Genomic DNA, 26,654 nt, shown 5'->3' on the forward strand with positions numbered 1-26,654 from the left:
GGTCCAGGATGTCGCGGGTTCAAGTCCCGTCACTCACCCAGGGTAGGTGTGTTCGGTGGCCCTTCGGGGCCACCTTCCCCTGGGGATGGGTCTCGTCATCGCCCCTGGGGGCCGAGCCCCCAGACCCCCACGGTGCGAGCTTCTCTCGACCCGGCGGTGTCAGTTCTTCTTTGACCAGCTTGCCTTGATCGGCGTCTCTGCTTGATCGGCGTCTCTGCTTGGTCTCTTGTCCATGTCCACGCGCGAGTTCAACGTTCACGACGGTCGGTTGGGGGCCGACCGTCGTGTGTTGGGGGGGTGGGTTGGTTAGCGGTTGCCTTTTTGCCATTGGGGCCAGGGGATTTGCCAGTCGCCTAGGCCGTCCCAGTGGTCCAGGCGGGGGCCGCCGGAGTTTTTGACTACTATGATGTCGCCTTTTTGGGAGATTTCTTGGAGCCAGGCGGCGTTTTCGGTGGTCATGTTGATGCAGCCGTGGCTTACGTTGCGGTGGCCCTGGTCGGCTACTGACCAGGGGGCGGAGTGGTAGAAGATGCCGCTGTTGGACATGCGGGTGGCGATGTCCACGTGGGTGCGGTAGCCGAGGGGGGAGTCGGCGGGGACGCCGTAGGTGCCGGAGTCCATGGTGTAGTCGGTGTGTTCGCTCATGACCACATAGGTGCCGAACGGGGTTTCGTTGCCTGGTTTGCCCATAGCGATGGGGATGGTGCGGGCTACCTTGCCGTTGATTGACACGGTCATCTGGTGGCTGGCGCCGTCGGCTATCGCGGTGATGGACTTGCCGATGGTGATGGTGGCGGTGCGGTCCTCGTTGCCGAAGACGCCGTCGCCGAAGTTCTTGCCGTAGATGGCGGCGTTGATGGTGACCTTGGTGCCGGCGGGCCAGTAGGCCTTCGGGCGCCAGTGGACCTCGCTGTCGTTGAACCAGTAGAACGCGCCCTCCACGTGGGGGGTGGTCGCGATCTGGATGGCGCGTTCGGCGGCTGGTTTGTCTGGGATGTCCACATCGAAGTAGAAGGCCAGGGGTTGGCCCACGCCAACTGTCTGACCGTCCAGGGGGTTCATCGACAGGTCGGCTTTGAGCCTGGGGCTGATCGTGCTGAAGGACGAGGTCAGCGTGGCCGGCTTGCCGTCGGTGCCCTCGCCGGTGGCCGCGACCGTGTAGGTCCGGTCGAAACCCAGGGGCTCGGCGACCTGCCAGGTCGTGGCGTCTGGGGATAACTTGCCGGCGACGGGCTTGCCGTCCTCGTTCCTGAGGGCGACCTGGGTGAGCTTGCCGCCCACGGCGGCCACCGTGATCGGGTCGCCGGGGGCGATGTCGGCGGCCTTGTTTGCCGGCGAGATCGACAGGCGTACCGGGGTCGGGGGTGGTGCTGGTCTGGTGGACGTCGGTTGCTCGCGATCGTCATCGACCGGGTCGGCCGCCGTGCCCGTGGTGCATGCGCTTGCCAATGCCACCACGAGCAGCGCTGCCACCCTGGTTCCCCGCCGACGCCTCCCAGTCAATGCCGCCATGCCTACCCCGCCGATCTGTCCACCGTGTGCCACCTGTGTCTAGTCTGCCGGATCCACCCAATCGTGTGGACACTGATGGGTGAAGCTAATCCGGTTTTAGTGACGTAGGGACGTCGTGCTACCGTTTCGCCATCGCGTCGAGAGGGCAACCTCCGGAGCGAGCGCCGCTAGCTCAACTGGCAGAGCAGCTGGCTCTTAACCAGCGGGTTCGGGGTTCGAGTCCCTGGCGGCGTACCACCAGACCGCAGGTCGGCAGCATTGCTGACCTGCGGTTCTGTGGTTGTGGGCGAACCTCGCCGATCCGCCTGATCGTCCACTGTGGCTCCGTGGGTGCTCTTGGGCGGGAAGTCGGCCGGACCAACAAGATCAACGCCGCCCGCGGCGGGCACCGGTGCCGCGAGACCACCGACCGGGCCCCAGAGGTGCCGGCGCGACCTGCGGCGGTGACGTGTTCACGATGCTCGTGCCGCACGCTCGCGGTGTCGGTGATCCGTAGGTGGTGGCGGTGACCGGCTCGCCGGACCAGCACGACCACGGCGAGCACCCATCGGGATCTCCGTCCTCCTCTGATTCGCAAGACGAGGGGCTCGTGTTCAGGCAGCATGGGCTGGTGAGCAGCCGCGGGAATGTTGGTGACCGATTCCGGGACCCGTTGGTCTGGGTGGAACGGTTCGCGGACGAAGTGCTGGTGAGGTGTCCGGCGTGCGGTGAGTGCGCGGTCGTACTTGACCATCTGGGAGCGCCGGAGTACCAAGCTGGCCGTGGCAACGGCCGGCTGGCGGCTCGGCGGCGTCTGCGATGCCTTGCCTGCGGCCTGTTCAAGGACAGGTTTCCGTCGGAGCGTGTGCTCGGCGAACCGGTAGATCCCTACTTCCGGCTTCCGCTGTGGCTCCAAGTGGACTGCCGCGGCAAGCTGTTGTGGGCGTACAACGCCGAACATCTTGATCTCTTGGAGTCGTATGTCGCCGCCCGGCTTCGCGAACGTAGGGCAAGTCCTGGCACGATGAACATGCTGGCGCGGCTCCCGGCCTGGCTGAAGTCGGCGAAGAATCGTGACGAGATTCTGCGGGCCATCCGGCGGTTGCGGTCGTCGCTGCCAACCACGCAACAGTGAAACGCCGAGTGCCTTCAGATTGCGAGAGCGTTTCGACGGCTGCTGGTGGAGTGTCGGCTGGGTGTTCATGGACGATCCCCAGTGATGTTCCGGGGTCGGCCGAGTGAGTTCGGAGATTTCTGACAGTACGATCGGTGAGAGTGCTGTCCTTCGGGTGATCAAACGCGATACCGGGGAATGATTCGCGGTTCCTGCGAGTGAACCGACCTTGTCTTCGTTGACAGCAAGCATCCCCCTGAGCAGGATGTTGACGCTGATCATTTCCCGCTCACGTCCTTTACGAATTGGATCTCCATGTTCGCAAATTTCAAGACCACAACGGCGGTGGGCGCAGCCCTTGCCGTCATCGGGGCATTGACGGCAGGCGCACCGTCTGCCCTCGCTTCCGATCGCCCGCTGAACGGCACAGCGAAACCGCCGGCGGCGATTTCTCTCGGGGACAGTTTTATTTCCGGTGAGGCTGGACGGTGGCAGGGGAACGGGAACGACAGTCTTCCCGGCAGTCGGTACGGCACCGACCTCGCCGCGTATGACTGCAACATCGGTGAAACCTGGTGTTGGCACGACGCCGAACGGGTCTACGGAAACTCGCACGACAACGGATGTCACCGCTCCTCAAGCGCCGAGATCACGCATCTTGAAAATGTCCGTGTCGGTGCGGAAACCTACGCCATCGACGAGGCCGACCGCCTGAACATCGCCTGCTCCGGTGCCACCACAGAGGCCATTGACCAGGAGTCGTTCAAAAGCGAACCCAAACAGGTCGACCAACTCGCCGCCCATGCCGAAAGCCTGGATATCAAGCTCATCGTGCTGTCTGTCGGCGGAAACGACATCCAGTTCAGCGACATCATCAAGGAGTGCGCGGCGGCCTTCAGCGCTGGCTCCTCAACACACTGCAACCAGGCCCTGAAAGGCGCCCTAGCCGGGCGAATCGACGGCATGAAGGCTGCGGTCACAAGGTCAGTCGAGGCGATCCGCTCCGCCATGGCGGACGCGGGATACCAGACCACCGACTACCGCCTGGTTCTCCAGTCCTACCCTTCCCCCATCCCGCGTGGCGCCGACAACCGATACCCCGAAACCGACTGGTCCAGGGTGACCACGGGTGGGTGCCCGTTCTACGACGACGACTCCGACTGGGCAGTCGAGGAGGTCGTGCCCGGCATCGCCCACGCAATTGAAAGCGTGGCGCAGGAGACGAACGCGGACTTCCTCGACCTGCGGAACGCACTCAACGGGCACGAGGTGTGCGCCAAGGGCGTCGATCAGGCTGGCGAAGGCAATACCCTGGCCAACTCGCTACCCAAGGCGCATAGCGAGTGGATGCGCTGGATCGGCGCGCCAGGCGTTGGCCAGGGGGACGTCCAGGAGTTCATGCACCCGAACTTCTACGGTCAACAGGAACTCGGGCGCTGCCTGAACACCCTGGCCAACGGGGAAGAGAGCAGCTTCACCTGCGTCCCCGCATGACGAACTGATCGGTCTCCGTGAGGCTGCGGCACGATCTGGGTCGACCTGCGCCACCGTGCGGCACCGCACGAAGAGCAGCAAGGGCACGCGCTCGCGCGTGGCTGGAAAGACCCAGCCACTTTGTTCGGGCCTGCTCGTGTACCGAGCTCGATTTTCGCATTCAGGTCGGGTGGCGCAAGGGAGTCTCACCCTGCGCCACCCGACCTTGGCGCCTTCGCCGGCAAAGACGCATCACCGGCGCCGGGCGGGCCGACCGCGACCGGATCGGCCCTGCCGCACACCGCGCTGACCGAATCGTGTACACCAACAGAATCCAGACAGTTTGACGCACCCACCCGACCGAGGTACACCACCTACGCCAGCGAGCCCGGCCGGTGGACATGCCGTGGTGGCGGAACTCCGATACCGCCGAGAAGAGCCCCGCCGGTCACGAACGACGAAACCTGGCCCGTCGCGACAACGTCTTCGCCGCGTCACCGATGCGTCACCGGGGCGTCGTCGGTGCAGCGGACTCTCCCTCCTGGTCAAACCGGCTCATGCGGGTGGCCATGCCGTGGAAATACCGTTGACACTCCGCCGACACCGCCAATTCCCGCCGGGAAGATCGTTTATTTGCTACTCGAACGGAGCATTGCGGTGCCCAATGGAGTATTACCGTTCAGTACGTCGACCGACCTGTGATGATGATGAATACGAATCATTCATTTGCCGCCGTAGCGGACGTCAGCGCGTGGTTGACAGCCAGAACACGGCGCTGCTACGCTCGAATTCTGCGGATATTTTCCGGCCCCCCAAAACAATCTTTTAACGTTGTCATTGTTTATTTCCGCCCCGGTCCCGGAAGGATTCAAATCCGGGCATCGCGGACTCGGCAATGAGGAGGCTGTGCCGATGGACTCGGAGAACGCGATGTCCGTCGTGCTGGCGACTCCCTCTCCGGTCACCCACCGCACCGCGGAGGAGAACCTCGGTCTCGGCTATCTGGCGGCCTTTCTGCGGGAGGCCGGTTATCAGGTAACCGTCATCGACGGGTGGTTGCAGGGTCTGGACATCGTCGCGCTGGCCGACCGGATCACCGCCCAGGAACCCGCGCTGCTCGGGTTCGCCTGCTACCGCAGCAACATGGAGCGGGCCATCAGGACCATGCACCTGGTCCGCGATCGCGGGGCGCGACCGTTCACCGTGGCCGGCGGCTACGGACCCACCTTCCACACCGACGACTTCCTGGCCGCCGGGTTCGACGCGGTGGTCCGCGGCGAGGGCGAGGTGCCGACACGGATGCTCGCCGACCATCTCGCCGGCCGGCCCGGCGCCGCTCCCCTGGCCGGCATTCCGGGGCTGAGCTGGCGCGATGCCGAGGGGCAGGTCCGGCACAGCCCACGACCGGCGCCCAAACTCCCGATGGAGGACATCCCGCACCCGCATCGCGACACCCTCGCGCTCACCATCCGCCGCCGCAGCCTGGTGCACCTGCAGACCGCGCGCGGCTGCCAGGCCAGCTGCACCTTCTGCTCCATCGTGGCCTTCGAGCGGGTCGGCGGCGGCTCGACCTGGCGCCAGCGCGGGATCAAGCACATCGTCGACGAGTTGGCGGCGCTGTGGGCGCGGGGCGCGCGGTACTTCAAGATCATCGACGACTCCCTGGTGGAGCCACCGCGAGATGCCAGGTGGTGTGCCGATCTCGCGGACGAGCTGCACGCGCGCGGGGTCCGGCCCCGGCTGCGCGGGTCGATCCGCGCAGACCGGGCCGACGACGACGTGGTGCGTGAGTTGGCCAGGGCCGGGTTCTTCTCCTTCTCCTGTGGCATCGAGAACTTCTCCGAGTCCGCGTTACGCCGGATGGGCAAGAAGGCCGACGCGGCGCAGAACCACGCCGTGCTCGACCGGTTCCTGGCCAACGGCATCTACGTGCAGGCCGGCCACATCCTGTTCGACGACCGAACCACCATCGAGGAACTGGCGGAGAACCACGCCGGGATGCTGCGCCACCCGGAAATCATCGCCAAGGGCATCTTCACCGAGATGTACGCGGCGGCGGGCACCAACTTCACCCGAGGGTTGGCCAAACGCGGCGCGCTGGAAGTGGACCACGACGCGCTCGGCAACTCCCGGTACGAGGTGTTGGACCCGCGGGTACGGCCGCTGTACCTCGGACTGAAACGGTGGCAGAAGGCGCACTCCGGCATCTACGACAAGGCGATCGACCCCCTGTCGGCGCCGAAGGCGCTGGACGACCACGAGTTGGCCGTCCTCCACGGACTCTACGTGGAGCTGCGGCAGGTGGATCTCGACCTGTTCGGCCGGCTGCTGGACATCGCGTCCGGGCCGTCGCCAACCGACCGGCTGGCCACGGAGGTCGACGACCTGGTGCGCGCCGAGATCGAGCGCACCGCCCCCTGGTACGAGGACTTCGCCCGCCGCGTCCAGTCCGTGTACGACGACCTCGGCCTGGACTACGACGCCGAAGGAAACCCGTTCCTGTGCTGATCTGATGTCGCTTCGCGACACACCACCACAACCGGAAAGGTCGAGACGCCCGTGCCCGAGCCGCAGAGTGCGAAGCCCGGTTTTCCGTGGGAACGCAAAACGCTGTCGCTATCCGTAATCGATCCGAAGGAGCATTTCGAACGACCGGTCGGCCCGATCGAGTACGAGGACGTCGACGAATGCCCGATCGACATCAAGAACATCGGTTGGACGCTCGGTAACGACTGCCCGTACCGCTGCACCCACTGCTACTCGATGTCCGCCCGCGAGAAGGGCATGGACTTCAGCATCGAGATCGTCGACCGGATCATCAAACAGCTGGCGGCCAACAATGTCGAGACGGTGAACCTCGGCGGCAACGAGCCGCTGTTCACCAACGGCGCGAACCCGAAGAACACCCTGCTGCCGAGAATCATCGACGGCCTCGTGGACGCCGGGATCATCGTGGGGCTCACCACCTCCGGCATCACCGCGATCCACCTCGAACGGGACCACAACGCGTCCTGGCGCCGGCTCAACGACCTCGACATCAGCTTCGACTCGCCCTTCGAGGACGAGCACAACAAGAACCGCGGCGCGAAGATCTACAAACAGGCCATCCGCACCCTGGAAATGGCCAGGGACTACGGCATCGACCACTCCATCATCATGTGCGGGATGAACTGGAACTTCACCCAGCGGCACCTGGAGGGACTGCTGGAGCTGGCCTACACGTACGACGCGCACATCCGGATCAACCCGATCAAGCCGGTCGAGGGTCAGCACATGGACTCGCTGCTGCCGGCCGAGCAGTACTACGAGGGCTTCGCCTACCTGATGGAGCACTGCAACCCGATCGACCTCGGCGAGCCACCGATCGCCGCGGTCACCGACTACCAGAACGCCAAGGGCTGTCCGTGCGGGCGGACGTCCTTCCGGATCCACTCCATCACCCCGGACGGGCGGATCCCGGTGTCGCCCTGCGTGTACCTGCACGACTACAAGGTGGGCAACCTGCGCAAGGACGAGCTGTACGACATCATCCGCTCCCCGCAGTTCGCCTCGTTCCGCCGCCGCAACGCCAACCCCCACCTGTTGGCGGGGTGTGCGGACTGCTCGATGCTCCAGTCCTGCCGAGGCGGCTGCGCCGGTCGGTCCTACCTGCACCACGCGCACACGACCGGAGAGCGCTCGCTGTTCGTGCGCGATCCCTACTGTCCCAAGGACATCGCGCCCAAGCAGACCTTCCCGCAGCAACCGACGGTGCCGACCGACAAGCGTCTGGTGCACATGGACTACCTGTGCACCTGGATCGGCAAGCCGAAGTGACCGGCGGGCCCGCCGGCACCGGTGTGTCGGCGGGCCCGTCTCCCATGTCGTCCCCGTGTCGTCCTCTGTGTCGTCCTCTGTGGAGATCCGCGATGTCCTCTGTTCTTCCCCAGACCATCCGCCGCGCGACCCCGGGTGGGACGCCATGAGCGTGACGCCGCTCGCGCCCTATCACGTCCCCGACAAGGCGCGGCGCACCCGCTGCGTGACGGTCGGCTGGTCGGACTCCAGTGGGGGCGGCGGCATTCAGGGTGACCTGAAGGCGTTCGTCGCGGCCGGGGCGTACGGCGCGAGCGTCCTGGTGGGGGTGACCGCGCAGCACCCCGCCGGGATCAGCGCGACCGCGCCACTGGCCGAGGAGCTGGTGGTGAGCCAGCTCAAGGCGGTACTCGACGGGGTCGGCGCGGACGGGTTGAAGGTGGCCACCACCTTCGACGCGCAGCTGGTGTGGACCCTGGTCGACCGGTTGGTCTGGCTGGACGAGATCCCGGTCGTGGTCGACCCGGTCATGGTGACCGCCGCGGGTGACGCGCTCGGGGGCGACGAGGAGGCCGTGGTCGCCGTCCGGGAAGGGCTGCTGCCACTCGCCTCGGTGACCACCCCGAACGTGGCCGAGGCGCGGCTGCTGACCCGGCTGCCCGAGGAGACGCCGCCGGCGCGGCTGGCCGAGGAGCTGGTCGAGCTGGGGGCGGGGGCGGCGCTTCTCACCGACGTCTTCCCGGACGAGCCGGAGGTCTGCGACTGGCTCTTCGACGGCGAGAAGCACCACGAGCTCCGCGGCGCGCGGGAGGACACCCGGTGCGTCCACGGCGCCGGTTGCGCGCACTCCGCGCTGCTGACGGTGTCGCTGGCCCGTGGCGTGCCGCTGGCGGAGTCGGCGCAGTGGGCGCAGGAGTCGGTCCGGTTGGCGATCCGGCACGGCGACGCGGACATCGGCACCGGCCGCCACCCGGTGAACGTGCTGGACCGGTCCGCCGGATGGTGACCAGGTCACCGGGGGACGAGCAGCCCCCCGATGCCGAACACCTCGCACAGCAGCTGCCGGATCTGTTCGGCCTCCCGCTCGGTGCAGTCGACCAGCACCTTAATCTCGACATCGCGCTTGATCCGGTCGGCCGTGACGAAGAACCCGGTGACCCCCGTGCCGGTGGCGGAGCCACGGAACACGTCGATCCCGCCGCCGTCCCCGCTCGTCGTCCCGTCGAGGTAGCCGTAGTCGACCGGGTACACGGCCTGCGGCACCCGAGGATGCACCGAGTCCTTCGGGCGGTCGATGACCACCGTCGACTCGGCCACCAGCAGGTCGAGATTCTCGAAGAGCCGGGCGCCGCTCACCCACTCACCCTACCCGCCAACCGCCGAGAGTCCACGGAGGACGGTTACGTGACAGCTGAACGAAACTCCCGCTCGATGCTCGAACGCGGGTTGTCCATCCTGCGTTGTTTCCGTCCTGGCGAACAGGATCTCCCGCTCACCGAGATCGCGCGCCGGGCCGACCTGCCCAAGACCACCGCGCACCGCATCGTCGCCGAACTCGTCCGCGGTGACATGCTCGAACGCAGCAACCGGGGGCTGCGGCTTGGTCGGGGCCTGTTCATGCTGGCGGTCCGGGTGCCCCACCAGGTCACCCTGAGCAACATCGCCGGGCCGCACGCCGAGTGGCTGCACCGGGCCCTGCGGGCGAGCGCCTTCGTGTTCGCCGTGGACGGTGCCGGGCCGGACGCCGCGCTGGTGCACTCCGCGCGCCAGGACCACAGTGTGGCGGAGACCGAGGTGTCCGTGCTGGCCGCGACGCGGGTGGTGCGCGCGTTCGCCAGGAGCGAGGTGGCCGGTCTCGTGGCGTCGACATCCCAGCTGCGCGCCCAGGGCTTCGCGACCCTGCGCAGCCGGGACGCCGTCGGTATCGCCGCCCCGGTGCTGACCACCGCCAGCTCACCGGTCGGCGTGCTCGCCGTGGTCGGCCCGATCGCGCGGTTGGACCCGCGCTCGGCCGTCGAGCACCTGCGGGCCGCGTGCGCCGCGATCTCCCGCGCCCTGGCGCACGGTCCGGAACTGGTCGCGCCGCGCGACGCCGGGCGGGCTCAGTCCTTGCCGGCGACGAACAGCGTCGGCAGCAGCCGACCGGCCAGGTACTCCGTCCAGGCGGCCGACAGCGTGTCCCGGATGCGGGCGGTCGAGTCCTCGCCGTAGATGCGGGCGACGCTGCCGTGGAACACGCGCAGCACCTTCAGCCGTTCGGCCAGCAGCGCGGTCGCCCACGAGGTCAGGTCCTGGCGCCGCACCCCGACGAACCCCGCCCGGTCGAACTGGTCGAGCCGGTCGGGCAGCGCGGTGGTGAAGAAGACCTCGGGCGGGTGCACCCGGCGGAACGCCGCGCTGGGCGCCACCCCGGCGGGCGTCAGGCTGACCTCCTCGGTGAGCACCAGCCGGCCGCCGGGGCGCAACAGCCGCCACGCCTCGCGTACCACCGCGCCGGGGTCCGGGAAGTGCGGCATCGACCCGGTGATCCAGACCGCGTCGAGCGCGCCGTCCGGCAGCGGGACCTCGGTCGCCGACGCGCAGAGCTCGGTCATCGTGCCGCGCCCCTGCGCGCGGCTGATCCCCGCGCTGACCGCGCAGTGCTCGGCGACCAGGTCGACTCCGTAGGAGCGGCCGACGACCAGGCCGCCCTCGGTCAACCGGTCGACGGTGTAGCGCAGGGCGCCGCCGAACCCGCTGCCCAGCTCGCACACCCCGACCGGCGCGCCGACCGGGCCGAGCCCGTCGATGACGGCGGCGGCCACCCGGTCGCACCCCTGGGGGCCGAAGTGTCCCATCTGGTCGAGGCCGAGCAGGCCGGCCGGCCGCGCGTCCCCGGTGAACTCCACAATGGACTGTTCAGTGTTCGCCCAGTCGTGCAGTGCCGGGAACAGCTCGCGGTGGTAGCGGTACTGGACCTCGGCCTGGTGTTCGATGGTCACGGCGTCTCCCCCGCGGGTACGCGGTAGTCGTCGGGCACCGCGGCGCAGACGGCGTCGAGCAGGGCGAGCGCCTCGTCGACGTCGGCGTCCTTGGCGACCAGCGGGGGCAGCAGCCGCAGCACCTCCGGCCGGCCGAGGCACGGCGACACGATCAGTCCCCGGCGGCCGAGTTCCATCAGGACCTCGCCGGCGGCGGCCGGCGTCGCGAACTCCACGCCCCACAACAGGCCCCGGCCCCGGATCCCGGTGACCAGCGCCGGATGCCGGCTCGCCAGCCGGTCCAGTCCGGACGCGAACAACCCGCCGAGACGCACGCCGTGCTCGGCCAGCTCCTCGATCGCGGCCAGGGCGCCGCGGCCGGCCGCGGCGCCGAGCGGATGCCCGGAGAAGGTGCTGGTGTGCACGAACGGGTCGGCCGCCAGCGGCGCGTACAGCTCGGGGGTCGACACGACGGCCGACACCGGCTGCACGCCGCCGCCGAGGGACTTGCCGAGCAACACGGCGTCCGGCGTCAGCTCGGCGCCGACAAGCCGAGGACCGCAGCGGCGCAACCCGGTCTGGATCTCGTCGACGATCACGAACGCCCCGTGCGCCCGCGCCTCGGCGGCCAGCGCCCGCAGGAACACCGGGTCCAGGACGCGGACGCCGCCCTCGCCCTGGACCGGTTCGACGATCACCGCGGCCACGTCGTCGCCGGCGAACGCGCCGGGCACGGCCGAGACGTCCGGCGGGATGTGGGTCACCCCGCCAAGCAACGGTTCCAGCGCGGCCCGGTAACGGTGGCTCCAGGTGGCGGCCAGCGCGCCCATCGACTTGCCGTGATACGCCCCCTCGACGGCGATCACCCGGTGCCGGCCGCCGGCCAGCCTGGCGAGCTTCAGCGCCGCCTCCACCGCGTCGGAACCGTTGAGCCCCAACCACACCTTGGTCAACCGCGGCAGAGCGACCCACTCGGCCAGCGCCTCGGCGAAGGCCGCGGTCGCCGGGTTGCCAAGCACCCGGGTGGACACCGGCATCGCGTCCAGCTCGCGGCGCACCGCCGCCAGCACGGCCGGGTGGCGCTGCCCGAGCAGGGTGACCGCGTAGCTGCCGAAGTCCAGCGCGGTCCGGCCGTCGGACAACCGGACGCGGACGCCGGTCCCGGTGTCCTCGACGGCGCCGGCGCCGTTCACGCCGTACAGCAACGCCAGTTGCGGGGACTGATGGCGGCGCAACGCGTCGAGGGTGCCCCTCGGGGTAGCCATGGCCCCCCTTCCGGGGGCGAAGTCGGCCCCGTTGGGCCACTTATACCGCCAGGCCCCACGACCGGAGAAGGCGTGTTCCGGCTGTCGGAACATCCGTTGAGCAGCCTTCGGGATCTTGACACCATGTCCGAACGCTCACGGTGCGCGCGAGGGGGCCTTTGATGGCAACGAAAACGTCGAGTGTCGCGTTCCCCGGGATCGAGGTCCTCGACGCGCGCCTCGACGACTTCCTCGCGCTGCGCGGAATAACCAGGGACGCGGTGCTCGCGGAGACCGACCAGGGCATGGGCCAACCGCTCCTCGCGGTCGCGGCGGGCTCGGTGCTCGCCGGTTTCGGCAACGTGCGCAGCGATCTGGACCTGCACGTGTTGGTCGAGAACGACCGCCTCACCCGGTTTCCCATCCAGTCCCACGAGCACGGCACGCTGATCGACGTGGCGATCCGGCGGGCAAGCACCGTACTGGCCAACGCCACCGCGCTGCGCACCGAACCGTGGCCGCGGTTCGCCGGCGTCACCGAGGAGGCGTGGAACCACCGGCGGCGCACCCTGACCACGGTCTCCCGGCTCGCCATGGGGCTGCCGCTGGTGACCACCGAACCGTGGGACGAGTGGTACACCGGGCTACGCCAACCGTGGTTGCCCGACGCGCTGCGGCAGTGGTGGGTGGTGGAGGCGCACCGGCTCGCGCAGGCCGCCCGCTGGCTGGCCGGGACCAGACCGCTGGCGGCGATGGTGCGCGCCCGCGAGGCCGTGTTGGCCGCGCTCAGCGCCTACACGACCGCGAGTGGCGAGCTGTACTTCGCCGCGAAGTGGGCGCCGGAGAAGCTGAAAGTCCTGGGGGACAACGAGAATCTGGCGCTGCTGCGCGCGGTGCTCGATCCGGGTGACCCCAGCGACCGGGTGCCGTTCTGCCTGGACGCGGTGCACCGGCTGGTCGGCGCTGGCGACGGACTGCACTGCGTGCTGCGCTGGGCCACCGGCGTGCACGCCGACCAGCTCGACGACCGCACCGTCGTGGACCGCTGGCAGCTGCGCGCCGTCGAGGTCCGGCGGCGCGGGCTGCCACCGACCGGCACCGACGAGGTCGTCTGGTCCGGTCCGCTCGACGCCCCGCTGCCGGCGGAGCTGGCTTTTCTGTTCCCGCACAACATGATGTGGCTCGGGGTCGCGCACCCGGAGGTCGCCAGGTGAACCAGCACACCGGAACCGCCGACCCGGTCGACCTGCGGCGGCTGCTCACCTTTCGCGCGCACGGCGCGGCACGCCTGCTGCTTGGCTGCCGGTCACGCATGGAGGACGTCGAGGGCGCCGTGGCCGCCGAGCAGACCGAGGTCGCGGTGCTGATGGCCTACGACCTGGTACAGCTGTCGCTGTCGGTGCGCGGGCTGCGGACCGCGGGCGAGTTGGCCTACGCCAACCACGAGGCCGCGTTCGACCCGTTCCTCGGGGTGCCGGCCGATGAGGTGGCGGCCGGTCTGGCGCTGGTGGCGGAGGGCCGGGACGCGACCGGGGAGCGGGGCGAGCGGTGGCTCGACCGGTTGCGCGAACACTGTGCCGACAGCGAGGCCCAGCTCGGCTACGCCGAACCGCTCCCGGACGTGCGGTCAGGAAGCGGGCTGATGAAGGGCTTCAAACTCGTCCGCGGCTGGCAACCGCTGTTGGACCGGGTCGGACTCCCGCCGGTGCTGCCCGACGCCTGGACCCGTCGTGCCGACTGACCAACCCGGCCCCCGGCTGTCGGTACGCGGCGTGCGCAAGCGGTACGGCGACCTCGTCGCGCTCGAGCACGTCGACCTGGAGATCGAGCCGGGCGCGGTCGTCGGCCTGCTCGGCCACAACGGCGCCGGCAAGACCACGTTGCTGTCCGCGATCGCCGGTCTGGTGCGGATCGACGGCGGGCAGATCGAGGTGTGCGGGCACTCGGTGGCCCGCGACCCGCGCCGGGCGCGCCGCGCGCTCGGCCTGGCGCCCCAGGAGCTGGGCGTCTACCCGCCGCTGACCGTCCGGCAGAACCTGGGGTTCTTCGCGGAGCTCGCCGGGCTGCGCGGCGGGCGGGCGGGCGCCCGGATCGAGGAGGTCGCCGAGGCACTCGGGTTGACCGCACTGATCGACCGCCGGGTCCACCAGCTCTCCGGTGGGGAACAACGCCGGGTGCACGTCGCGCTGGCCCTGCTGCACAAGCCACCGCTGGTCCTGCTGGACGAGCCGACCGCGGGGGTCGACGTGCGGACCCGCGGCCGCCTGGTCGACCACGTGCGGCACCTGGCGGCCACCGGCGCCGCGGTCTGCTACTCGACGCACTACCTGCCCGAGATCGAGGCCCTCGACTGCGCGGTGGCCGTGCTGCACCGGGGACGGGTGGTCGCCCGGGGTCCGGTCGCCGACCTCGTGCGCCGCCACGGCGACTCCGCGCTGGAGCTGGTCTTCGCCGGCCCCGCGCCGGAGCTGGACCTGCCGTGGCCGGTGGTCCGGCAGGCGCGGGTGCTGCGGATCCGGACCGACCAGCCGGAGATGGCCACCGGCCGGGTGCTCGGCGCGCTCGGCGAGGCGACCGAGCGGCTGTTGTCCATGCGGGTACTGCGGCCGAGCCTGGACAGCGTGTTCCTGGGGCTCACCGGACGCCGGGCCGACGGGGTGGACGATGGCGTCGAGCCGGTGGAAGCGACCCGCCGTGGGTGACGGCGCGCTGGTCAGGATGACCGCCGTCGTCCGGCAGGACTTCCGGTTGGCGCTGCGGGATCCGACGCCGCTGGTGATCCGCACCGTCATGCCGCTGCTGATCATGGCCTTCATGCAGCCGGTGTTCCGCTCGGCGCTGCGCGAGCACGACGTGCCGGCGGCCACCGGCGCGGAGCAGGCCGTGCCGGGCATGGCGGTGATGTTCCTGTTCTTTCTGGTCAGCACCACCGGTTTCGCGGTGTTCCGCGAGCACGGCTGGCACACCTGGGACCGGCTGCGGGCCAGCGCGGCGCGGCCGGTCGAGTTACTGGCCGCCCGCATGGTCATCCCGGTGGTCACCGCGATCCTCCAACTAGCCGTCGTGTTCGGCCTTGGCGCCGCGCTGTTCGACCTGCGGGTGACCGGGTCCTACCCGGCGCTCGTGCTCGTCGGGGTCGCGTTGGCGCTCAACGTCGTGCTGGTCGGGATGGCGCTGGTCGCGGTGTGCACCACCATCGCCCAGCTCACCGTGCTGGCCAACGTGCTCGCGCTGGTCTTCGCCGGTCTCGGCGGCGCGCTGACCCCACTGTCCACTTTGCCCGACTGGGCCGGCCCACTGGCCCCGGCGGTGCCCAGTTACTGGGCGATGCACGGTTTCTCCACGGTCATCCTGCACGGCGGCGACCTCGGCTCGGTGCTGGTGCCGACGGGCGTCCTGTGCCTGTTCGCGGCCGGCTTCGCCGCCGTGGTGCTGGTGTTCTTCCGGACGGCGGACCGGAAGCTCTCCTGGTCCTGAGGCCCCCCAACGCAACCGAGGAAAGGGGATCCACAGTGTCCACTCTGGTCGTCTTCGACTGCTTCGGCACCCTGCTGACCTCCGAGCCGCTGCCCGGCCCCGATGACCTCGCCACCGGCCTCGCCGCCACGCTGACCCTGGACCACCGGGTGGCCACGGCGGTGACGCGGCGGGTCTACCGCACGCTGTTCGAGGTGATGACCGACCCGGTCGCCAGCCAACCGGCCACTGTGGACCTACTGGCCGACGCGTTGCGCGAGCAGGACACGCACCGGGAACCGGCGGCGCTGGAGCGCGCGCTGTGGCGCACGCTGGGCTGTGAGACACCCGGCCGGTACCGGCCACACGAGCCGGTCGCGACGGCGCTGCGCCGCGCGGCCGAGGCCGGCCACACCGTACGGCTGCTGTCCAACTGCTACCTGCCGGGCAACCTCATGCGCGACCTGCTGCGGCGCTGCGGCGTGCCGGAGGTGTACGACCGGGCGCTGTTCAGCGCCGACGGTGGCCCGAAAAAGCCTGACCCACAAGCGTTCCGGTTGATCGCGGACGGGGACTTCGAGCGCAGGGTGATGGTCGGCGACTCGGTGGAGCTCGACCTCGCGCCCGCCGCGGCGCTCGGCTGGGAGACCATTCAGGTCACGCCAGGCGACACCGACCTCGCGCGGCTGTGCGACGCGCTGAAGGTGTGAGCGGGTCATGGAAAGCGATGGGGCGCAACCGCACCGGGCACTGCTCGACGCCGGCTGGAGCACGACCTGGACCCCGGCCGCGGTCCACGACGACGAGCCGGGACCGGACCGCATCCGGGGGCTGGCCGCCGCGGGGTACGCGGCCCTGCCGGTGCCGACGGAACTGGGTGGCTCCGGTGCTGGCCTGGCCGAGGTGGCCTCGGCGCAGCGCGCGCTCGGCCGGGTCGACCCCGCAGCGGCGGTGGCGCTGAACATGCACAGCTTCACCGTCGGGCTGATGGTGGACTACTGGAAGCGGCACCGGGACACCAGCTGGATGCTGTTGGAGGGCATCGCCCGGTCCGGGGCGCTGGTCGCCTCCGCCTTCGCCGAACCAGGTGGCAGCCCCAACTTCATGAGCAGCCGGTCCACCGCGGTGCCCACGACCAAGGGCTACCGCGTCAGCGGCGTGAAGTACCCGTGCTCGCTGGCCACCACCGCGTCCCTGGTCGCGCTGACCGCGCGGGTCGCCGACACCGACGAGGTCGTGCTGGCCCTGGTGCCCAGCGCCTCCCCCGGTCTGGACGTCGACGGCGACTGGCCATCGCTGGGGATGCGGGGCTCGGACACCGCCCGCCTGGTGCTGACCGACGTGGAGGTGGACGACCGGCTGGTGTTCCACCGGGGTCCCGCCGACGTCATCGACGACAACGTCGTCGACGGCATGGCCTGGTTCGCCGTGCTGCTGACCGCCACCTACCTCGGCGCGCTCACCGGCCTGCTCGACGTGGCCTACGACCAGGTCCGGCAGCGCGGCGCCTTCGGCCCACGGACCGCCCTGCTCGGCCGGGCCACCCGGCAGCTGCTCACCCTGGGCGGCGCCTGCCGCCAACTGGCCGCCGACGTGGACGCCTCGGCGATCACCGGGGAGGCGAAGCTGGCCGCGGCCGTCGCCATGCGGGCCGAGCTCAGCGACGTCCGCGACCGGGTGCTCGCGGCGCTGACCCCGGTGCTCGGCAGCCGGGTCTACGCCAGCGGCGGGCCGGCCGCCGCGTTCGCGGTCGACTCCCTGGCCGCCCACCACCACCCGCCGTCCCTGCTGGTCTGCGACGAGGTCGTGGGCGCCTTCGGCACGGGCCGGGAGATCACCTTCGACCCGGCGGGCTGACCGCGCCCGACGACGAGAGGAGAGCACGCCGCGATGCCGCACCTGGAGGTCGTCCTACCCATCAACGCCCCGGCGCCGCAGGCCTGGGCGGCCGTGATCCGCCTTGAGGACTACGCCACCTACATGGAGAACGTCGAGTCGGTGACCGTGCTCGGCGAGGACGCCACCGGCGTCCGGCGGACCGAGTGGTCGGTGCTGTTGAAGGGGTCGGTGCTGGAGTGGGTGGAGGAGGACCAGCTCGACCACGACGACATGGTCATGTCGTTCACCCAGGTCGCCGGCGACCTGGACGAGTTCGTCGGCTACTGGCGGGTCGAGGCCACCGGCGAGCACACCTCGACGGTCCGGTTCTGTGTGGACTTCGAGATCGGCATCCCGCTGCTGGCCGACATGCTCAACCCGGTCGCCACCAAGGCGTTGCGGGAGAACTCCGAACACATGCTGCGGGCCATCGAGCAGCGGATCGTGGCGGCCCGGTGACCCGCGTCCTGGTCACCGGCGCCACCGGGGCGGTGGGCGCGGCCGTGGTCCGCGCGCTGCGGGCCAGCGGGCGACACCCGCACGGGGTCAGCCGGCACGACCACGGTCCCGACCACTCCGTGTGGCACGCCGGGGTGGCCGACCCGCCGCCGGAGCTGGCCAGCCCGTGGGACGCGATCGTCCACTGCGCCGCCGACACCCGCTGGAACCTGCCCGACGACGAGGCGGCCAGGGCCAACGTCGACCCGCTGCTGGCAGTCCTGGCCATCGCCGGCCCGCGCACCCATGTCGTCCACCTGTCCTCGTCGTTCGCCACCGGGCTGCGGGGGGACGTGTCCTCCCCTGACCGGGCGGCCTACCGCAACTCCTACGAGTGGTCCAAGGCCACCGCCGAGCGCCGGCTGCGCGCGCTCCGCCCCGACGCCGACGTGGTCCGGTTCCCGCTGGTGGTCGGCCGGCGGACCGACGGCGTGCTCGACCGGTACAGCGGCTTCTTCTGGCTGCCGGCGGCGATGTGCAGCGGCGCCGTGCCCGCGCTGGTCGCCGAGGAGGACGGCCTGCTGGACATGGTCAGCACCGACGACGTCGCCGGGCATGTGACCCGGCTGCTCGACGCCGGGACGCCGACCGGAAACCGGCTGTCGGTGCTCGGCAGAGGAGCCGACGCGCCGCGCGTGGCGCAGGCGTTCGACCGCATTCTCGACGCGCTCAACGACTGGCGGACCGAACACGGCGCCGGCGCGCTGGACCGCCTGCCCTACGTCACCCCCCGGCAGTGGAACCGGTTCTATCTGCCGTTCGTCGAGGAGCACCTTGACCGGGCGCAGGCGCTGAAGGTCACCGCGTTCCGCGGCTACCAGGACTACCTGTCGATCAGCCGGCCGTTCGACGTGACCGTGGCGGTCCCCGATCTCACCGAGGCGCTCGAACTGTCAGTGCGGCGCTGGGCGGACACCCACCCGGCCGCCGCCCGCCGGGTTCCCCAACCCTGGAGCGCGCGCAGGCCCGACGCCGCCAGGGGCGGTGGCCGACGATGACCGGCACGGTGGTGCTGTCCGAGGTCGTGCTCCGGCCGCTGCGGCCCGCGTTCGACATCCTGCTCCGCGGTGTCCCGGAGCTGGTCGACGAGGTGTGCGGCTACACCGCGCCGTTCCTGGAGGCCGTGCCGGCCTCGCGCGGCCCGGCCTGGGTGGTGACGGTGCGCGAGTGCGGTGTCCCGGCCGCGACCGCCCCCAATGACGAGCCGGCACACGAGGTCCGATGGGACGCCGAGGCCAGGACGCTCACGGTGACCGCGCCGCCCCGCTGGCTGCCCGTCCTCGCCACCAGGAACCTGTGGACCCTGGTCCGGGCGGCCTGGGTGCGCGCCGGCGCCCTGCCGCTGCACGCCGCCGGCGTCGAGCTGGCCGGGGCCGGCATCGTGCTGGTCGGCGAGAAGTGGGCGGGCAAGACGACCGCGGCGCTGTCGCTGAGCCGCGCGCTGGCCGCGCGGTTCGTGTGCAACGACGACGTGCTGCTCACCCCGCGCCCCGACGGCCGGTGGGAGATCGTCGGCGGTCCGCGCTCGGTAGGGGTGCGCGCCGACTCGCTGGCCGAGCACCGCCCGCCGCTGACCGCGGCGGCCCTGGCCGGCGCCGCGGTCCGCCACCCTGGACGCCGCGAGGACAAGACGTTCCTCCTGCCGGCCGAGGTCGGCGCGCTCGGCGGCGACTGCCGGCCAACCGCGCCGTCGACCGACGTCGTGGTGGAGCTGCTGGCCGTCGACGGCGCGGTGAGCGAGGTCGAACGCCTGCGCGGGCGGGCGGCGGCCGACCTGGTGGCCGGTTACCTCGAACCCGAGGCCGACCGCCGCCAGCACGACCTGCTCGACGCGGTGGGCCGGCCCCGGCCGCTGGTCTCCGCGCGGACCGTGGCGTCGGTGGCCGACCAGGCGTCGGTGCTGCGGTACCGACATCCGCGCACCGGCTGGGTAAGCGATTTCCTCACGTTCCTGCTGGCGGAGACGGGATGAGTGGACAGCTGAGCGCGAGCCTCGGGGACGAGGTCTGGCACGACGTCGGGGACGCGGTGCGGCGCCACCTCGTGGCCAGGTTCGGGGTCGGGCCCGTGCGCGAGCTCCGGCCGAGGCGCGCCGAACTGCGGTCGGAGAACCGGTGGCTGTGCGCGGCGCGCGACGGCCGGCCGGCGCTGTTCGTGAAGGTGTACGTCCGGTCGGACCGCGGCGTGGTCGAGCAACGGGCGATGGCGGCGATGCCGGCCGGGCTGAGCACCCGGCTGGTCGGCCACGGCGAGGCCGCCGGGATCCGGTACTCGGCCTTCGCCTGGGCGGACCTGACCGAGATCGCGACCGACGCGGTGTTCGCCGAGGTCAGTGGCGACCTGCTGGCCCGGATGCACAACGCCCCGCCACCCTCGGCCCCGCTGCCGACCGAGCCGGTGACCGAGGAGTCCTACGCCGACACGGTGCGCACGCTCGCGCGGACCGTGCCGGACGTGTACGAGCAGGTGGCCGCCGACCTGTCCGGCCGGCGAGCCCGCGGCGTGGTCCGGGAGGCCGACCAGGTCGCCAGGGACACCCAGGAGGTCTTCCTGCACGGCGATCTCGCGCGCCGCAACACCGCCGTCGGCGACGCCGGGTACCTGCTGCTCGACCTGGAACGCGCCAGCGTCGGCCCGGCCGAGCTTGACCTGAACCGGGTCTGGGGCCGGGAGCTGGCGCCCCCGGCGAACCGCAGGCGCTTCCTCGACGCCTACCGCCAGGGCCGAGGACTGCCATCGACCTGGCCGAACCAGGCCCTGCTCCGGTTCGCCCAGCTGCGCTGCGGCGTGACGACCCTGGTGACCGCCCGGCGTCGGCGCGACCCCGAGTTCGCCGCCGAGGGCCACCGGCTGCTCCGGGACGTGCTCGGCTGACCGACGCGCTTTGTCCCCCGGAGGAGCTACCGGATTCGACATCTTCGGGGTGACGTTTCCCGACTCCGCCGCTGGCTAACTTCGTCGCCGTCACACAGCACTCGGAGGGCGATGGCGATGAGGATGGCGATGAGCACGACACGTAGTTCCCTGATACCCGGCCGGTTCGCGACAGCCATGGTGGTCCTGACCGTCCTCGGCCTGACCGCCTGTGACGCCGCGTACGAGGAGGACCGCCCGGCGCAGGAGCCGAAGAGCACGCCGGCGGCCGCCGACATCACGTGGGGACCGTGCCCGGAGCCGGCGCCGGGCGGGCGCCAGGACCCGCGACTCACCTGCGCGACCGTGCCGGTCCCGCTGGACTACGGCGACCCGGACGGCACGTCGATCGACCTGGCGATCTCCCGGCTGCCCGCCGCCGACGCCGCGAAGCGCCACGGCGTGCTGCTGCTGAACCCGGGCGGTCCCGGTCTTTCCGGTCTCGACATGCCGGCCACGATGGCACCGACGCTGCCGAAGTCCGTGCTGGCGGCCTACGACCTGATCGGCTTCGACCCGCGCGGCGTCGCCAACAGCACCGCGCAGAGCTGCGGCTTCACCGACCCCGGCCTGCCGGGCCACTTCCCCTATCCCGCCGCGGACGGCTCGATCGACCACAACGTCGAACTCGCCCGCGCCGACGCACGACAGTGCGCCGACACCGCCGGGGCGGACCTGGCGCACTTCACCACCGCCAACACCGCTCGCGACCTGGACCGGGTCCGCGAGGCGCTCGGCGAGGAGAAGATCTCCTACTGGGGCCAGTCCTACGGCACCTACCTCGGCACCGTCTACAGCTCCCAGTACCCGGACCGGACCGATCGCATGATCCTCGAGGGCAACGTCGACCCCACCGAGGTCTGGGCGGGCGAGGCGCGGCGTTGGGGCAAGGGCATGGCCGAACGGTTCCCCGACGCGGCCGCCGTGGCCGCCGCACAGCACGCCACCCTCGGCCTCGGGGGCACCGTCGAGGAGGTCACCGCGACCTACCTCGCGCTCGCGGAGCGGCTCGACCGCCAGCCGGCGCCGGTTCCCGGCACGTCCCAGGCGCTGACCGGGGTGCTGCTGCGCAGCGTCACCTATGCCCTGCTCATCGACAACGACACCCTGCCGGTGCTCGCCCAGTTCTGGCGGGCCGCCGCGAACCTGGCCGACGGCCGGCTCACCGAAGCCGACGGCGCGGTACTCCAGCAGGTGTTCGCCGAGGCGCCGCCCACCCCGGACGTCCCCGCCGACAACCAGGTGACCATGTTCCTGGCACTCACCTGCGGCGACGCCAAGTGGCCGACCGACATCGACACCTACGCCGACGACGTCGCCGCCGACCGCGAGGCCTGGCCGCTCACCGCGGGCATGCCGGCCAACATCTGGGCCTGCGCCTTCTGGCCGGCGCCGGCCGAACAGCCGATCACCGTGACCGACGACGGACCGCGCAACATCCTGATCCTGCAGAACCGCCGCGATCACGCCACGACCTGGGACTCCGCCGTCGGACTGCGCGACGCCGTCGGCGACCGCGCCGCCCTCGTCGGCGTCGACAACGGCGGCCACTACGTCTACCGAAAAGGCTCGGCCTGTGCCGACACCGTCACCATCGACTTCCTGGTCACCGGCGACCTACCCGAGCAGGACATCGACTGCGCCGATGTCGCCGGCGGTCAGCGATGACCACGGCGTCCGGCTCGCGGGCTGCGCACCGGTACGACCGCTACCTGCGGTGGCCGCTGGTCTGGCTGGTGATCGGGATCGTCGGGGTCGGCGCGGTGTCGGCACTGTCGGCGAGCGGGTCGCCGGTGCTCGCGGTCGTCGCCGCGGTGGCCGCGGTCGCCGTCTACTGGGCGGTCATGCGGTATGTCGCGCGGCGGGGCACGCCGGAGATCGCGCGCGCCAGGGCCGGGCGGCACGCGGTGCTCGGCATCGGGCTCGGCGTGCTGTTCATCGGCGCGTCGATGCTCATGGTGGTCACCGAGTTCTCGTTCACCGTGGCCTCCGGGAGCGCCATGGCGACCGTGGCGGGCATCGTGGCGACCCAGCTCGGTGCGGCGGTGACCGAGGAGCTGATCTTCCGCGGCCTGTTGTTGCAGGCGCTGGAGAAGCTGGGCGGCAGCTGGCTGGCGCTGGCGATCACCGCGATCCTGTTCGGCGCCATCCATCTGACCAATCCGGGCGCCACGCTGTGGACCGGGTTCGCGATCGCGGTCGAGGCCGGGGTGCTGTTGGGGGCCGCGTTCCTGTGGCTGCGCAGCATCTGGCTGGTCACCGGCCTGCACTTCGCCTGGAACACCAGTGTCGCGTTGCTCGGGGTGCCGGTCTCGGGGCACGCCTCGCCCGGGTTGCTGGTCGCCGAGCCGACGGGACCGGACCTGCTGACCGGTGGTCAGTTCGGCATCGAGGGGTCGATCATGCCCGTCGTGGTGAGCCTGCTGCTCGCGGCGCCGATGCTCGTCGCCGCGCACCGGCGGGGCAACCTGGTCTCGCCGCGGCGGGCGCGTCGCTAGGCTCGTCGGATGCCGTTACCTGCCAGCGGGATCCTCATCGGGTGGCACAGCCGCTCACCGTCGACAAAGGACAGTGTGTTGACGGCGGCGGTGACCGTGTTGGCGTTCGTGCCGACCCTCGCGCACATCGGGCCGGAGATCGGCGATCTCCCCGCCCGCGAGCCAACCGGTGTCGGCGTGGTGCTGACCCTGGCGATGTGCCTGCCGCTCGTGGTGCGCAGCCGTCTGCCCGCGGTCTGCCTGTCGGTCGGCGGGACCGCGTTCGCGATCGGTCAGGTGCTCGGCTATCCGGACACGTTCGCCAAGATGGGGCTGCTGCTCGCGTTGTACGCCGCGGGTGCCCACCTGGCGCGCCGGCGCGCCCTGCTCGCCTCGGCACTGACCGCGGGTTATGCCGCGCTCGCGGTGAGCGTACACAATCTTGGCTCACCGCAACGGTTTCTGGACTTCGTCGCGTTCTACCTGATGATGGTGGTGATCTGGATGGCAGGGACCGGCGTGCGCCGATGGCGCGCGGAAGAGGGCGAACACCGCAGGCTGGCCGCCGAGGTGGCCGCGTCCGCCGAGCGGGCACGCATCGCGCGCGACCTGCACGACGTGGTCACCCATCACGTGACCGCGATGGTGGTCCAGGCCGACGCGGCGCAGTACCTGCTGGACACCGCGCCGGCACAGACCGGGACCGGCCTGCGGGCCATCAGCGACACCGGCCGCCGGGCGCTGACCGAGCTGCGGACCCTGCTCGGCATTCTGGAGGCGACCGGGGAGGCCACGGCCGCCGACCGGGCACCGGCCCTGGGGAAGGTCGCCGACCTGGTCGAGCAGGCCCGGTTGTCCGGCCAGCCCGTCGAGTGGACCGAGCATGGCGAGCACCGGCCCCGGTCGGTCGACGTGGAGCTGACCACCTACCGCGTGGTGCAGGAGGCGCTCACCAACGCGCTCAAGTACGCGACCGGCAACCCGACGAGAGTCCTGGTCCGACACGACGAGCGGCACGTCGAGGTCGAGGTGGTCACCGTCGGGCCCCCGGTCGACACCGCGGCCACCCCGTCCGGTGGCCGGGGACTGCGGGGACTGCGGGAACGGGTCCGGATGCTCGGCGGGGACCTGGTCTCCGGCGGCCTGCCAGACGACGGCGGCTTCCGCGTCTGGGCGATGATCCCGGGGAGTGCCCCGTGACCGACCCGATCCGGGTGTTGATCTGCGAGGACCAGGCGCTGGTGCGCACCGGGTACCGCACCATCTTCTCCGCCCAGCCCGACATGACGGTCGTCGGGGAGGCCGAGGACGGCCGTGCGGCGGTGGCGGCGGCCAGGCGGTTGCGCCCGGACGTGATCGTGATGGACATCCGGATGCCCGTGCTGGACGGCATCGAGGCGACCAGGCAGCTCGCCGGTCCCGACGTCGAGGCACCGGGGAAGGTGCTGGTCGTGACCACCTTCAACGTCGACGAGTACGTCTACGAGGCGCTGCGCGCCGGCGCGAGCGGGTTCCTGCTCAAGGACACGCCGCCGGCACAGCTGGTGGACGGCATCCGCACGATCGCCGGCGGCGAGTCCCTGCTCGCCCCCGCGGTCACCCGCGAGCTGATCGGCCACTTCGCCGAACGGCTGCGGCCGGCCGACCGCCCGGCGCGCGACGCCGTCGTGCGCGCGCTGGCCCGCCGGGAGCTGGAGGTGCTCACCCAGCTCGCGGCCGGCCGGTCCAACGCCGAGATCGCCGCCGAGCTGGTCATCTCCCTGGAGACGGTGAAGACCTACGTGTCCAGGATCCTCACCAAGCTCGACCTGCGCGACCGGGTCCAGGCCGTCGTCCTCGCCTACCGGATCGGCCTGGTGGCCAACCGCGACTGACGCCTCACGCCGCCGAGTGGGCCAGCCAGTGCTCGGCCAGCTCCCGGTCGCCGGTGACCGTGACCTGGTCGGCCGCCAGCCTGCGGGTGACCACCAACAGCAGTTTCTCGACGGTGCCGGTGAGGGTCGTGTCGGCGGCGGCCGTGGCGCGGGTCCACCGCACGCCGTCGGGGGTGCGGGTGATCAGCCAACCGGTCTCGTCGTCGGGGCGGAGCTGGAGGGTCTGGCCGGTGCCGCGCAGGTGCGCGAAGGCCGGCTTGATGGTCTCGGCGACCGGGTCGGACAGCATCTCCAGCCACTCGCTGATCGCGTCGGCCGCGAGGTCCTGCTCGGCGTGGAACGTGGTGCCGGTGGTCAGCGCGGCGTCGGCGTGATGCACGGTGGTGTCGTGCAGCATCCGGCGCAGCCAGAAGCGGGCCGTGCCGGGGCCGAAGAAGGTCCACACCGGACGCTCCCCGGCGGCCAGCGCCGCGTCGGCGAGGGCCTCGGCGCCGTGCTTGAGCCAGTCCGGCCATTCGGTCTGCTGGCCGGGGTCGGCGGCCACCGGGTCCGGCACCGGGGACGGCCCGGAGTTGATGATGTCGGCCGCCCAGCGGTGGGCCTGGCCGATGTGGCCGACGAGCACCCGCAGTGGCCACTCCGGACAGGTTGGCACCATGGCGTTCGGGTCGGCGCCGGCCACCGTGGTGGCGAAGCCGGCGGTACGGTCGTGCAGTCCGGTGACGAGTCGTGCGACATCCATGGCCGTACCGTAGGAACTCCACTCGGCTGGAGGTTCAACCGTTGGTGACCGGAGACACACTCGGGATCGGTGAGCTGGCGCGGCGGACCGGCGTGCCGGTGCGCACGATCCGGTTCTACTGCGACGAAGGGCTGCTGGCGCCCGCCCGCAGCGTCGGCGGGCACCGGCGGTTCGACACCGCGGCGGCCGACCGGCTGACCATGATCCGGCGGCTGCGCGGCCTCGGGCTCGGCCTGCCGGCGATCGTCGACGTGCTCGTCGGCCACCGCTCGCTCGCCGACGCCGTCGCCGGCGAACGGGCCGCGCTCGACCGCGAGGTGGCGTCGCTGGCCTGGCGCCGCTCGGCGCTGCGCGCGGTGGAGGAGGCCGCACCCACCGACCGGGCCGCCCGGCTGGAGCTGCTGTCCTCGGTGCGGGACGGGTCGGCCGCGCACGACACCCTGGTCCGCCTCTGGCGGCCGATGGCCACCGGGCCGATCCCGGCCGACACGGTGGCGATGTTCCTGGAGATCGGCGCGCCCCGGCCGCCGGAGACGCCGACGCCCGCGCAGGTCGTCGCCTACGCCGAGCTGGTGTTGCTCGCCGCCGACCAGGCGCTGGTCGCCCACCTGCGGGCCAGCACGCTGGTCAACCACGACCGGATCGCCGACCTCGGCGCGCTGCACGCCGCCGTCGGCGCGGCCTGCGAGCTGGCCTTCCCGCAGGTGGCGCCCGGCGCGCGGCCGAGGCCGGGGCGCCG

General features: G+C 71.1%; 26 protein-coding genes and 1 tRNA gene. 22 read left to right on the plus strand and 5 right to left on the minus strand.

The genetic code is table 11. The features are described from left to right. Positions 1-306: 306 nt before the first annotated feature. Positions 307-1,473 (minus strand): L,D-transpeptidase, encoded by a 1,167-nt coding sequence (locus ACYVIP_RS40800; RefSeq protein WP_460406454.1) that lies wholly within the window; start codon positions 1,471-1,473, stop codon positions 307-309. A 200-nt stretch (positions 1,474-1,673) separates the two neighbouring features. On the opposite strand from ACYVIP_RS40800, the gene ACYVIP_RS40805 reads away from it, so the two are divergent. From ACYVIP_RS40805 to thiD, 6 genes are all read left to right on the plus strand, one after another. Continuing rightward, positions 1,674-1,749, plus strand: a tRNA-Lys gene (locus tag ACYVIP_RS40805). A gap of 373 nt (positions 1,750-2,122) precedes the next feature. Then, the gene (locus ACYVIP_RS40810; RefSeq protein WP_460406455.1) at positions 2,123-2,626 is read left to right on the plus strand and encodes a TFIIB-type zinc ribbon-containing protein; all 504 of its coding nucleotides are present in this window, start codon (positions 2,123-2,125) and stop codon (positions 2,624-2,626) included. Positions 2,627-2,920: 294 nt separating this feature from the next. Further along, entirely contained in the window at positions 2,921-4,099 is a 1,179-nt protein-coding gene (locus tag ACYVIP_RS40815) for a GDSL-type esterase/lipase family protein (protein ID WP_460406456.1), read from the plus strand. Between the two features lie 891 nt (positions 4,100-4,990). After that, positions 4,991-6,586, plus strand: coding sequence for a B12-binding domain-containing radical SAM protein (locus ACYVIP_RS40820; RefSeq protein WP_460406457.1), 1,596 nt, complete (start codon positions 4,991-4,993; stop codon positions 6,584-6,586). 51 nt (positions 6,587-6,637) lie between these two features. Then, complete coding sequence (locus ACYVIP_RS40825; protein WP_460406458.1) at positions 6,638-7,894, plus strand: radical SAM protein; 1,257 nt, start codon at positions 6,638-6,640, stop codon at positions 7,892-7,894. A gap of 145 nt (positions 7,895-8,039) precedes the next feature. Beyond that, positions 8,040-8,879, plus strand: coding sequence for a bifunctional hydroxymethylpyrimidine kinase/phosphomethylpyrimidine kinase (thiD, locus tag ACYVIP_RS40830; protein WP_460406459.1), 840 nt, complete (start codon positions 8,040-8,042; stop codon positions 8,877-8,879). A gap of 5 nt (positions 8,880-8,884) precedes the next feature. Here the strand turns inward: thiD and ACYVIP_RS40835 are convergent, their stop codons facing one another. Continuing rightward, positions 8,885-9,229 (minus strand): inorganic pyrophosphatase, encoded by a 345-nt coding sequence (locus ACYVIP_RS40835; RefSeq protein ID WP_460406460.1) that lies wholly within the window; start codon positions 9,227-9,229, stop codon positions 8,885-8,887. A gap of 48 nt (positions 9,230-9,277) precedes the next feature. Between ACYVIP_RS40835 and ACYVIP_RS40840 the strand changes: the two genes are divergently transcribed. Continuing rightward, positions 9,278-10,084, plus strand: coding sequence for a helix-turn-helix domain-containing protein (locus ACYVIP_RS40840; protein ID WP_460406461.1), 807 nt, complete (start codon positions 9,278-9,280; stop codon positions 10,082-10,084). On the opposite strand, the gene ACYVIP_RS40845 is transcribed toward ACYVIP_RS40840, so the two are convergent. Together ACYVIP_RS40845 and ACYVIP_RS40850 are read right to left on the minus strand one after the other, a co-directional pair. Beyond that, positions 9,976-10,854: a class I SAM-dependent methyltransferase gene (locus tag ACYVIP_RS40845; RefSeq protein ID WP_460406462.1), complete on the minus strand. Its 879-nt coding sequence runs from the start codon at positions 10,852-10,854 to the stop codon at positions 9,976-9,978. The two genes, ACYVIP_RS40840 and ACYVIP_RS40845, sit on opposite strands and share 109 nt — an antisense overlap. Further along, positions 10,851-12,098, minus strand: coding sequence for an aspartate aminotransferase family protein (locus ACYVIP_RS40850; RefSeq protein WP_460406463.1), 1,248 nt, complete (start codon positions 12,096-12,098; stop codon positions 10,851-10,853). The genes ACYVIP_RS40845 and ACYVIP_RS40850 overlap by 4 nt, the downstream gene beginning before the upstream one ends. Before the next feature lie 161 nt (positions 12,099-12,259). Here ACYVIP_RS40850 and ACYVIP_RS40855 point away from each other — a divergent pair, with 161 nt between their 5' ends. The 14 genes from ACYVIP_RS40855 to ACYVIP_RS40920 all read left to right on the plus strand — a co-directional run bounded on the left by ACYVIP_RS40855 (position 12,260) and on the right by ACYVIP_RS40920 (position 25,173). Beyond that, positions 12,260-13,291: a hypothetical protein gene (locus ACYVIP_RS40855; RefSeq protein ID WP_460406464.1), complete on the plus strand. Its 1,032-nt coding sequence runs from the start codon at positions 12,260-12,262 to the stop codon at positions 13,289-13,291. Next, entirely contained in the window at positions 13,288-13,818 is a 531-nt protein-coding gene (locus ACYVIP_RS40860; RefSeq protein WP_460406465.1) for a hypothetical protein, read from the plus strand. Before ACYVIP_RS40855 ends, ACYVIP_RS40860 begins: the two co-directional genes overlap by 4 nt. Next, the gene (locus ACYVIP_RS40865) at positions 13,808-14,779 is read left to right on the plus strand and encodes an ABC transporter ATP-binding protein (RefSeq protein WP_460406466.1); all 972 of its coding nucleotides are present in this window, start codon (positions 13,808-13,810) and stop codon (positions 14,777-14,779) included. The genes ACYVIP_RS40860 and ACYVIP_RS40865 overlap by 11 nt, the downstream gene beginning before the upstream one ends. Before the next feature lie 16 nt (positions 14,780-14,795). Next, positions 14,796-15,554, plus strand: coding sequence for an ABC transporter permease (locus ACYVIP_RS40870; protein WP_460406467.1), 759 nt, complete (start codon positions 14,796-14,798; stop codon positions 15,552-15,554). A gap of 35 nt (positions 15,555-15,589) precedes the next feature. After that, a complete protein-coding gene (locus ACYVIP_RS40875; protein ID WP_460406468.1) occupies positions 15,590-16,243 on the plus strand; it encodes an HAD family hydrolase in 654 nt (217 codons plus the stop codon). Positions 16,244-16,250: 7 nt separating this feature from the next. Then, positions 16,251-17,390, plus strand: coding sequence for an acyl-CoA dehydrogenase family protein (locus ACYVIP_RS40880; protein WP_460406469.1), 1,140 nt, complete (start codon positions 16,251-16,253; stop codon positions 17,388-17,390). 33 nt (positions 17,391-17,423) lie between these two features. Beyond that, positions 17,424-17,870: a type II toxin-antitoxin system RatA family toxin gene (locus tag ACYVIP_RS40885; protein ID WP_460406470.1), complete on the plus strand. Its 447-nt coding sequence runs from the start codon at positions 17,424-17,426 to the stop codon at positions 17,868-17,870. After that, the gene (locus ACYVIP_RS40890; RefSeq protein WP_460406471.1) at positions 17,867-18,907 is read left to right on the plus strand and encodes an NAD-dependent epimerase/dehydratase family protein; all 1,041 of its coding nucleotides are present in this window, start codon (positions 17,867-17,869) and stop codon (positions 18,905-18,907) included. Before ACYVIP_RS40885 ends, ACYVIP_RS40890 begins: the two co-directional genes overlap by 4 nt. Next, positions 18,904-19,881 (plus strand): hypothetical protein, encoded by a 978-nt coding sequence (locus ACYVIP_RS40895; protein WP_460406472.1) that lies wholly within the window; start codon positions 18,904-18,906, stop codon positions 19,879-19,881. Before ACYVIP_RS40890 ends, ACYVIP_RS40895 begins: the two co-directional genes overlap by 4 nt. After that, a complete protein-coding gene (locus ACYVIP_RS40900) occupies positions 19,878-20,783 on the plus strand; it encodes a phosphotransferase (RefSeq protein ID WP_460406473.1) in 906 nt (301 codons plus the stop codon). Before ACYVIP_RS40895 ends, ACYVIP_RS40900 begins: the two co-directional genes overlap by 4 nt. Before the next feature lie 129 nt (positions 20,784-20,912). Then, entirely contained in the window at positions 20,913-22,490 is a 1,578-nt protein-coding gene (locus tag ACYVIP_RS40905; protein WP_460406474.1) for an alpha/beta hydrolase, read from the plus strand. After that, entirely contained in the window at positions 22,487-23,320 is an 834-nt protein-coding gene (locus ACYVIP_RS40910; RefSeq protein WP_460406475.1) for a lysostaphin resistance A-like protein, read from the plus strand. Before ACYVIP_RS40905 ends, ACYVIP_RS40910 begins: the two co-directional genes overlap by 4 nt. Positions 23,321-23,329: 9 nt before the next feature. Further along, positions 23,330-24,499, plus strand: coding sequence for a sensor histidine kinase (locus ACYVIP_RS40915; RefSeq protein WP_460406476.1), 1,170 nt, complete (start codon positions 23,330-23,332; stop codon positions 24,497-24,499). Continuing rightward, positions 24,496-25,173 (plus strand): response regulator, encoded by a 678-nt coding sequence (locus ACYVIP_RS40920; RefSeq protein WP_460406477.1) that lies wholly within the window; start codon positions 24,496-24,498, stop codon positions 25,171-25,173. The genes ACYVIP_RS40915 and ACYVIP_RS40920 overlap by 4 nt, the downstream gene beginning before the upstream one ends. Positions 25,174-25,177: 4 nt before the next feature. On the opposite strand, the gene ACYVIP_RS40925 is transcribed toward ACYVIP_RS40920, so the two are convergent. Next, the gene (locus tag ACYVIP_RS40925; protein ID WP_460406478.1) at positions 25,178-25,915 is read right to left on the minus strand and encodes a maleylpyruvate isomerase family mycothiol-dependent enzyme; all 738 of its coding nucleotides are present in this window, start codon (positions 25,913-25,915) and stop codon (positions 25,178-25,180) included. A 44-nt stretch (positions 25,916-25,959) separates the two neighbouring features. Between ACYVIP_RS40925 and ACYVIP_RS40930 the strand changes: the two genes are divergently transcribed. Continuing rightward, positions 25,960-26,654, plus strand: a 695-nt coding sequence (locus ACYVIP_RS40930) for a MerR family transcriptional regulator (protein ID WP_460406479.1), incomplete at its 3' end; no start/stop codon positions are given.

Source organism: Actinophytocola sediminis (assembly GCF_054779715.1).

Coding starts and splice junctions, on each gene's coding strand:
- ACYVIP_RS40815 (WP_460406456.1), top strand. CDS start 2,921: ATGTTCGCAAATTTCAAGACCACAACGGCGGTGGGCGCAGCCCTTGCC.
- ACYVIP_RS40820 (WP_460406457.1), top strand. CDS start 4,991: ATGGACTCGGAGAACGCGATGTCCGTCGTGCTGGCGACTCCCTCTCCG.
- thiD (WP_460406459.1), top strand. CDS start 8,040: ATGAGCGTGACGCCGCTCGCGCCCTATCACGTCCCCGACAAGGCGCGG.
- ACYVIP_RS40850 (WP_460406463.1), bottom strand. CDS start 12,098: ATGGCTACCCCGAGGGGCACCCTCGACGCGTTGCGCCGCCATCAGTCC.
- ACYVIP_RS40855 (WP_460406464.1), top strand. CDS start 12,260: ATGGCAACGAAAACGTCGAGTGTCGCGTTCCCCGGGATCGAGGTCCTC.
- ACYVIP_RS40870 (WP_460406467.1), top strand. CDS start 14,796: ATGACCGCCGTCGTCCGGCAGGACTTCCGGTTGGCGCTGCGGGATCCG.
- ACYVIP_RS40880 (WP_460406469.1), top strand. CDS start 16,251: ATGGAAAGCGATGGGGCGCAACCGCACCGGGCACTGCTCGACGCCGGC.
- ACYVIP_RS40885 (WP_460406470.1), top strand. CDS start 17,424: ATGCCGCACCTGGAGGTCGTCCTACCCATCAACGCCCCGGCGCCGCAG.
- ACYVIP_RS40895 (WP_460406472.1), top strand. CDS start 18,904: ATGACCGGCACGGTGGTGCTGTCCGAGGTCGTGCTCCGGCCGCTGCGG.
- ACYVIP_RS40900 (WP_460406473.1), top strand. CDS start 19,878: ATGAGTGGACAGCTGAGCGCGAGCCTCGGGGACGAGGTCTGGCACGAC.
- ACYVIP_RS40905 (WP_460406474.1), top strand. CDS start 20,913: ATGAGCACGACACGTAGTTCCCTGATACCCGGCCGGTTCGCGACAGCC.
- ACYVIP_RS40910 (WP_460406475.1), top strand. CDS start 22,487: ATGACCACGGCGTCCGGCTCGCGGGCTGCGCACCGGTACGACCGCTAC.
- ACYVIP_RS40915 (WP_460406476.1), top strand. CDS start 23,330: ATGCCGTTACCTGCCAGCGGGATCCTCATCGGGTGGCACAGCCGCTCA.
- ACYVIP_RS40925 (WP_460406478.1), bottom strand. CDS start 25,915: ATGGATGTCGCACGACTCGTCACCGGACTGCACGACCGTACCGCCGGC.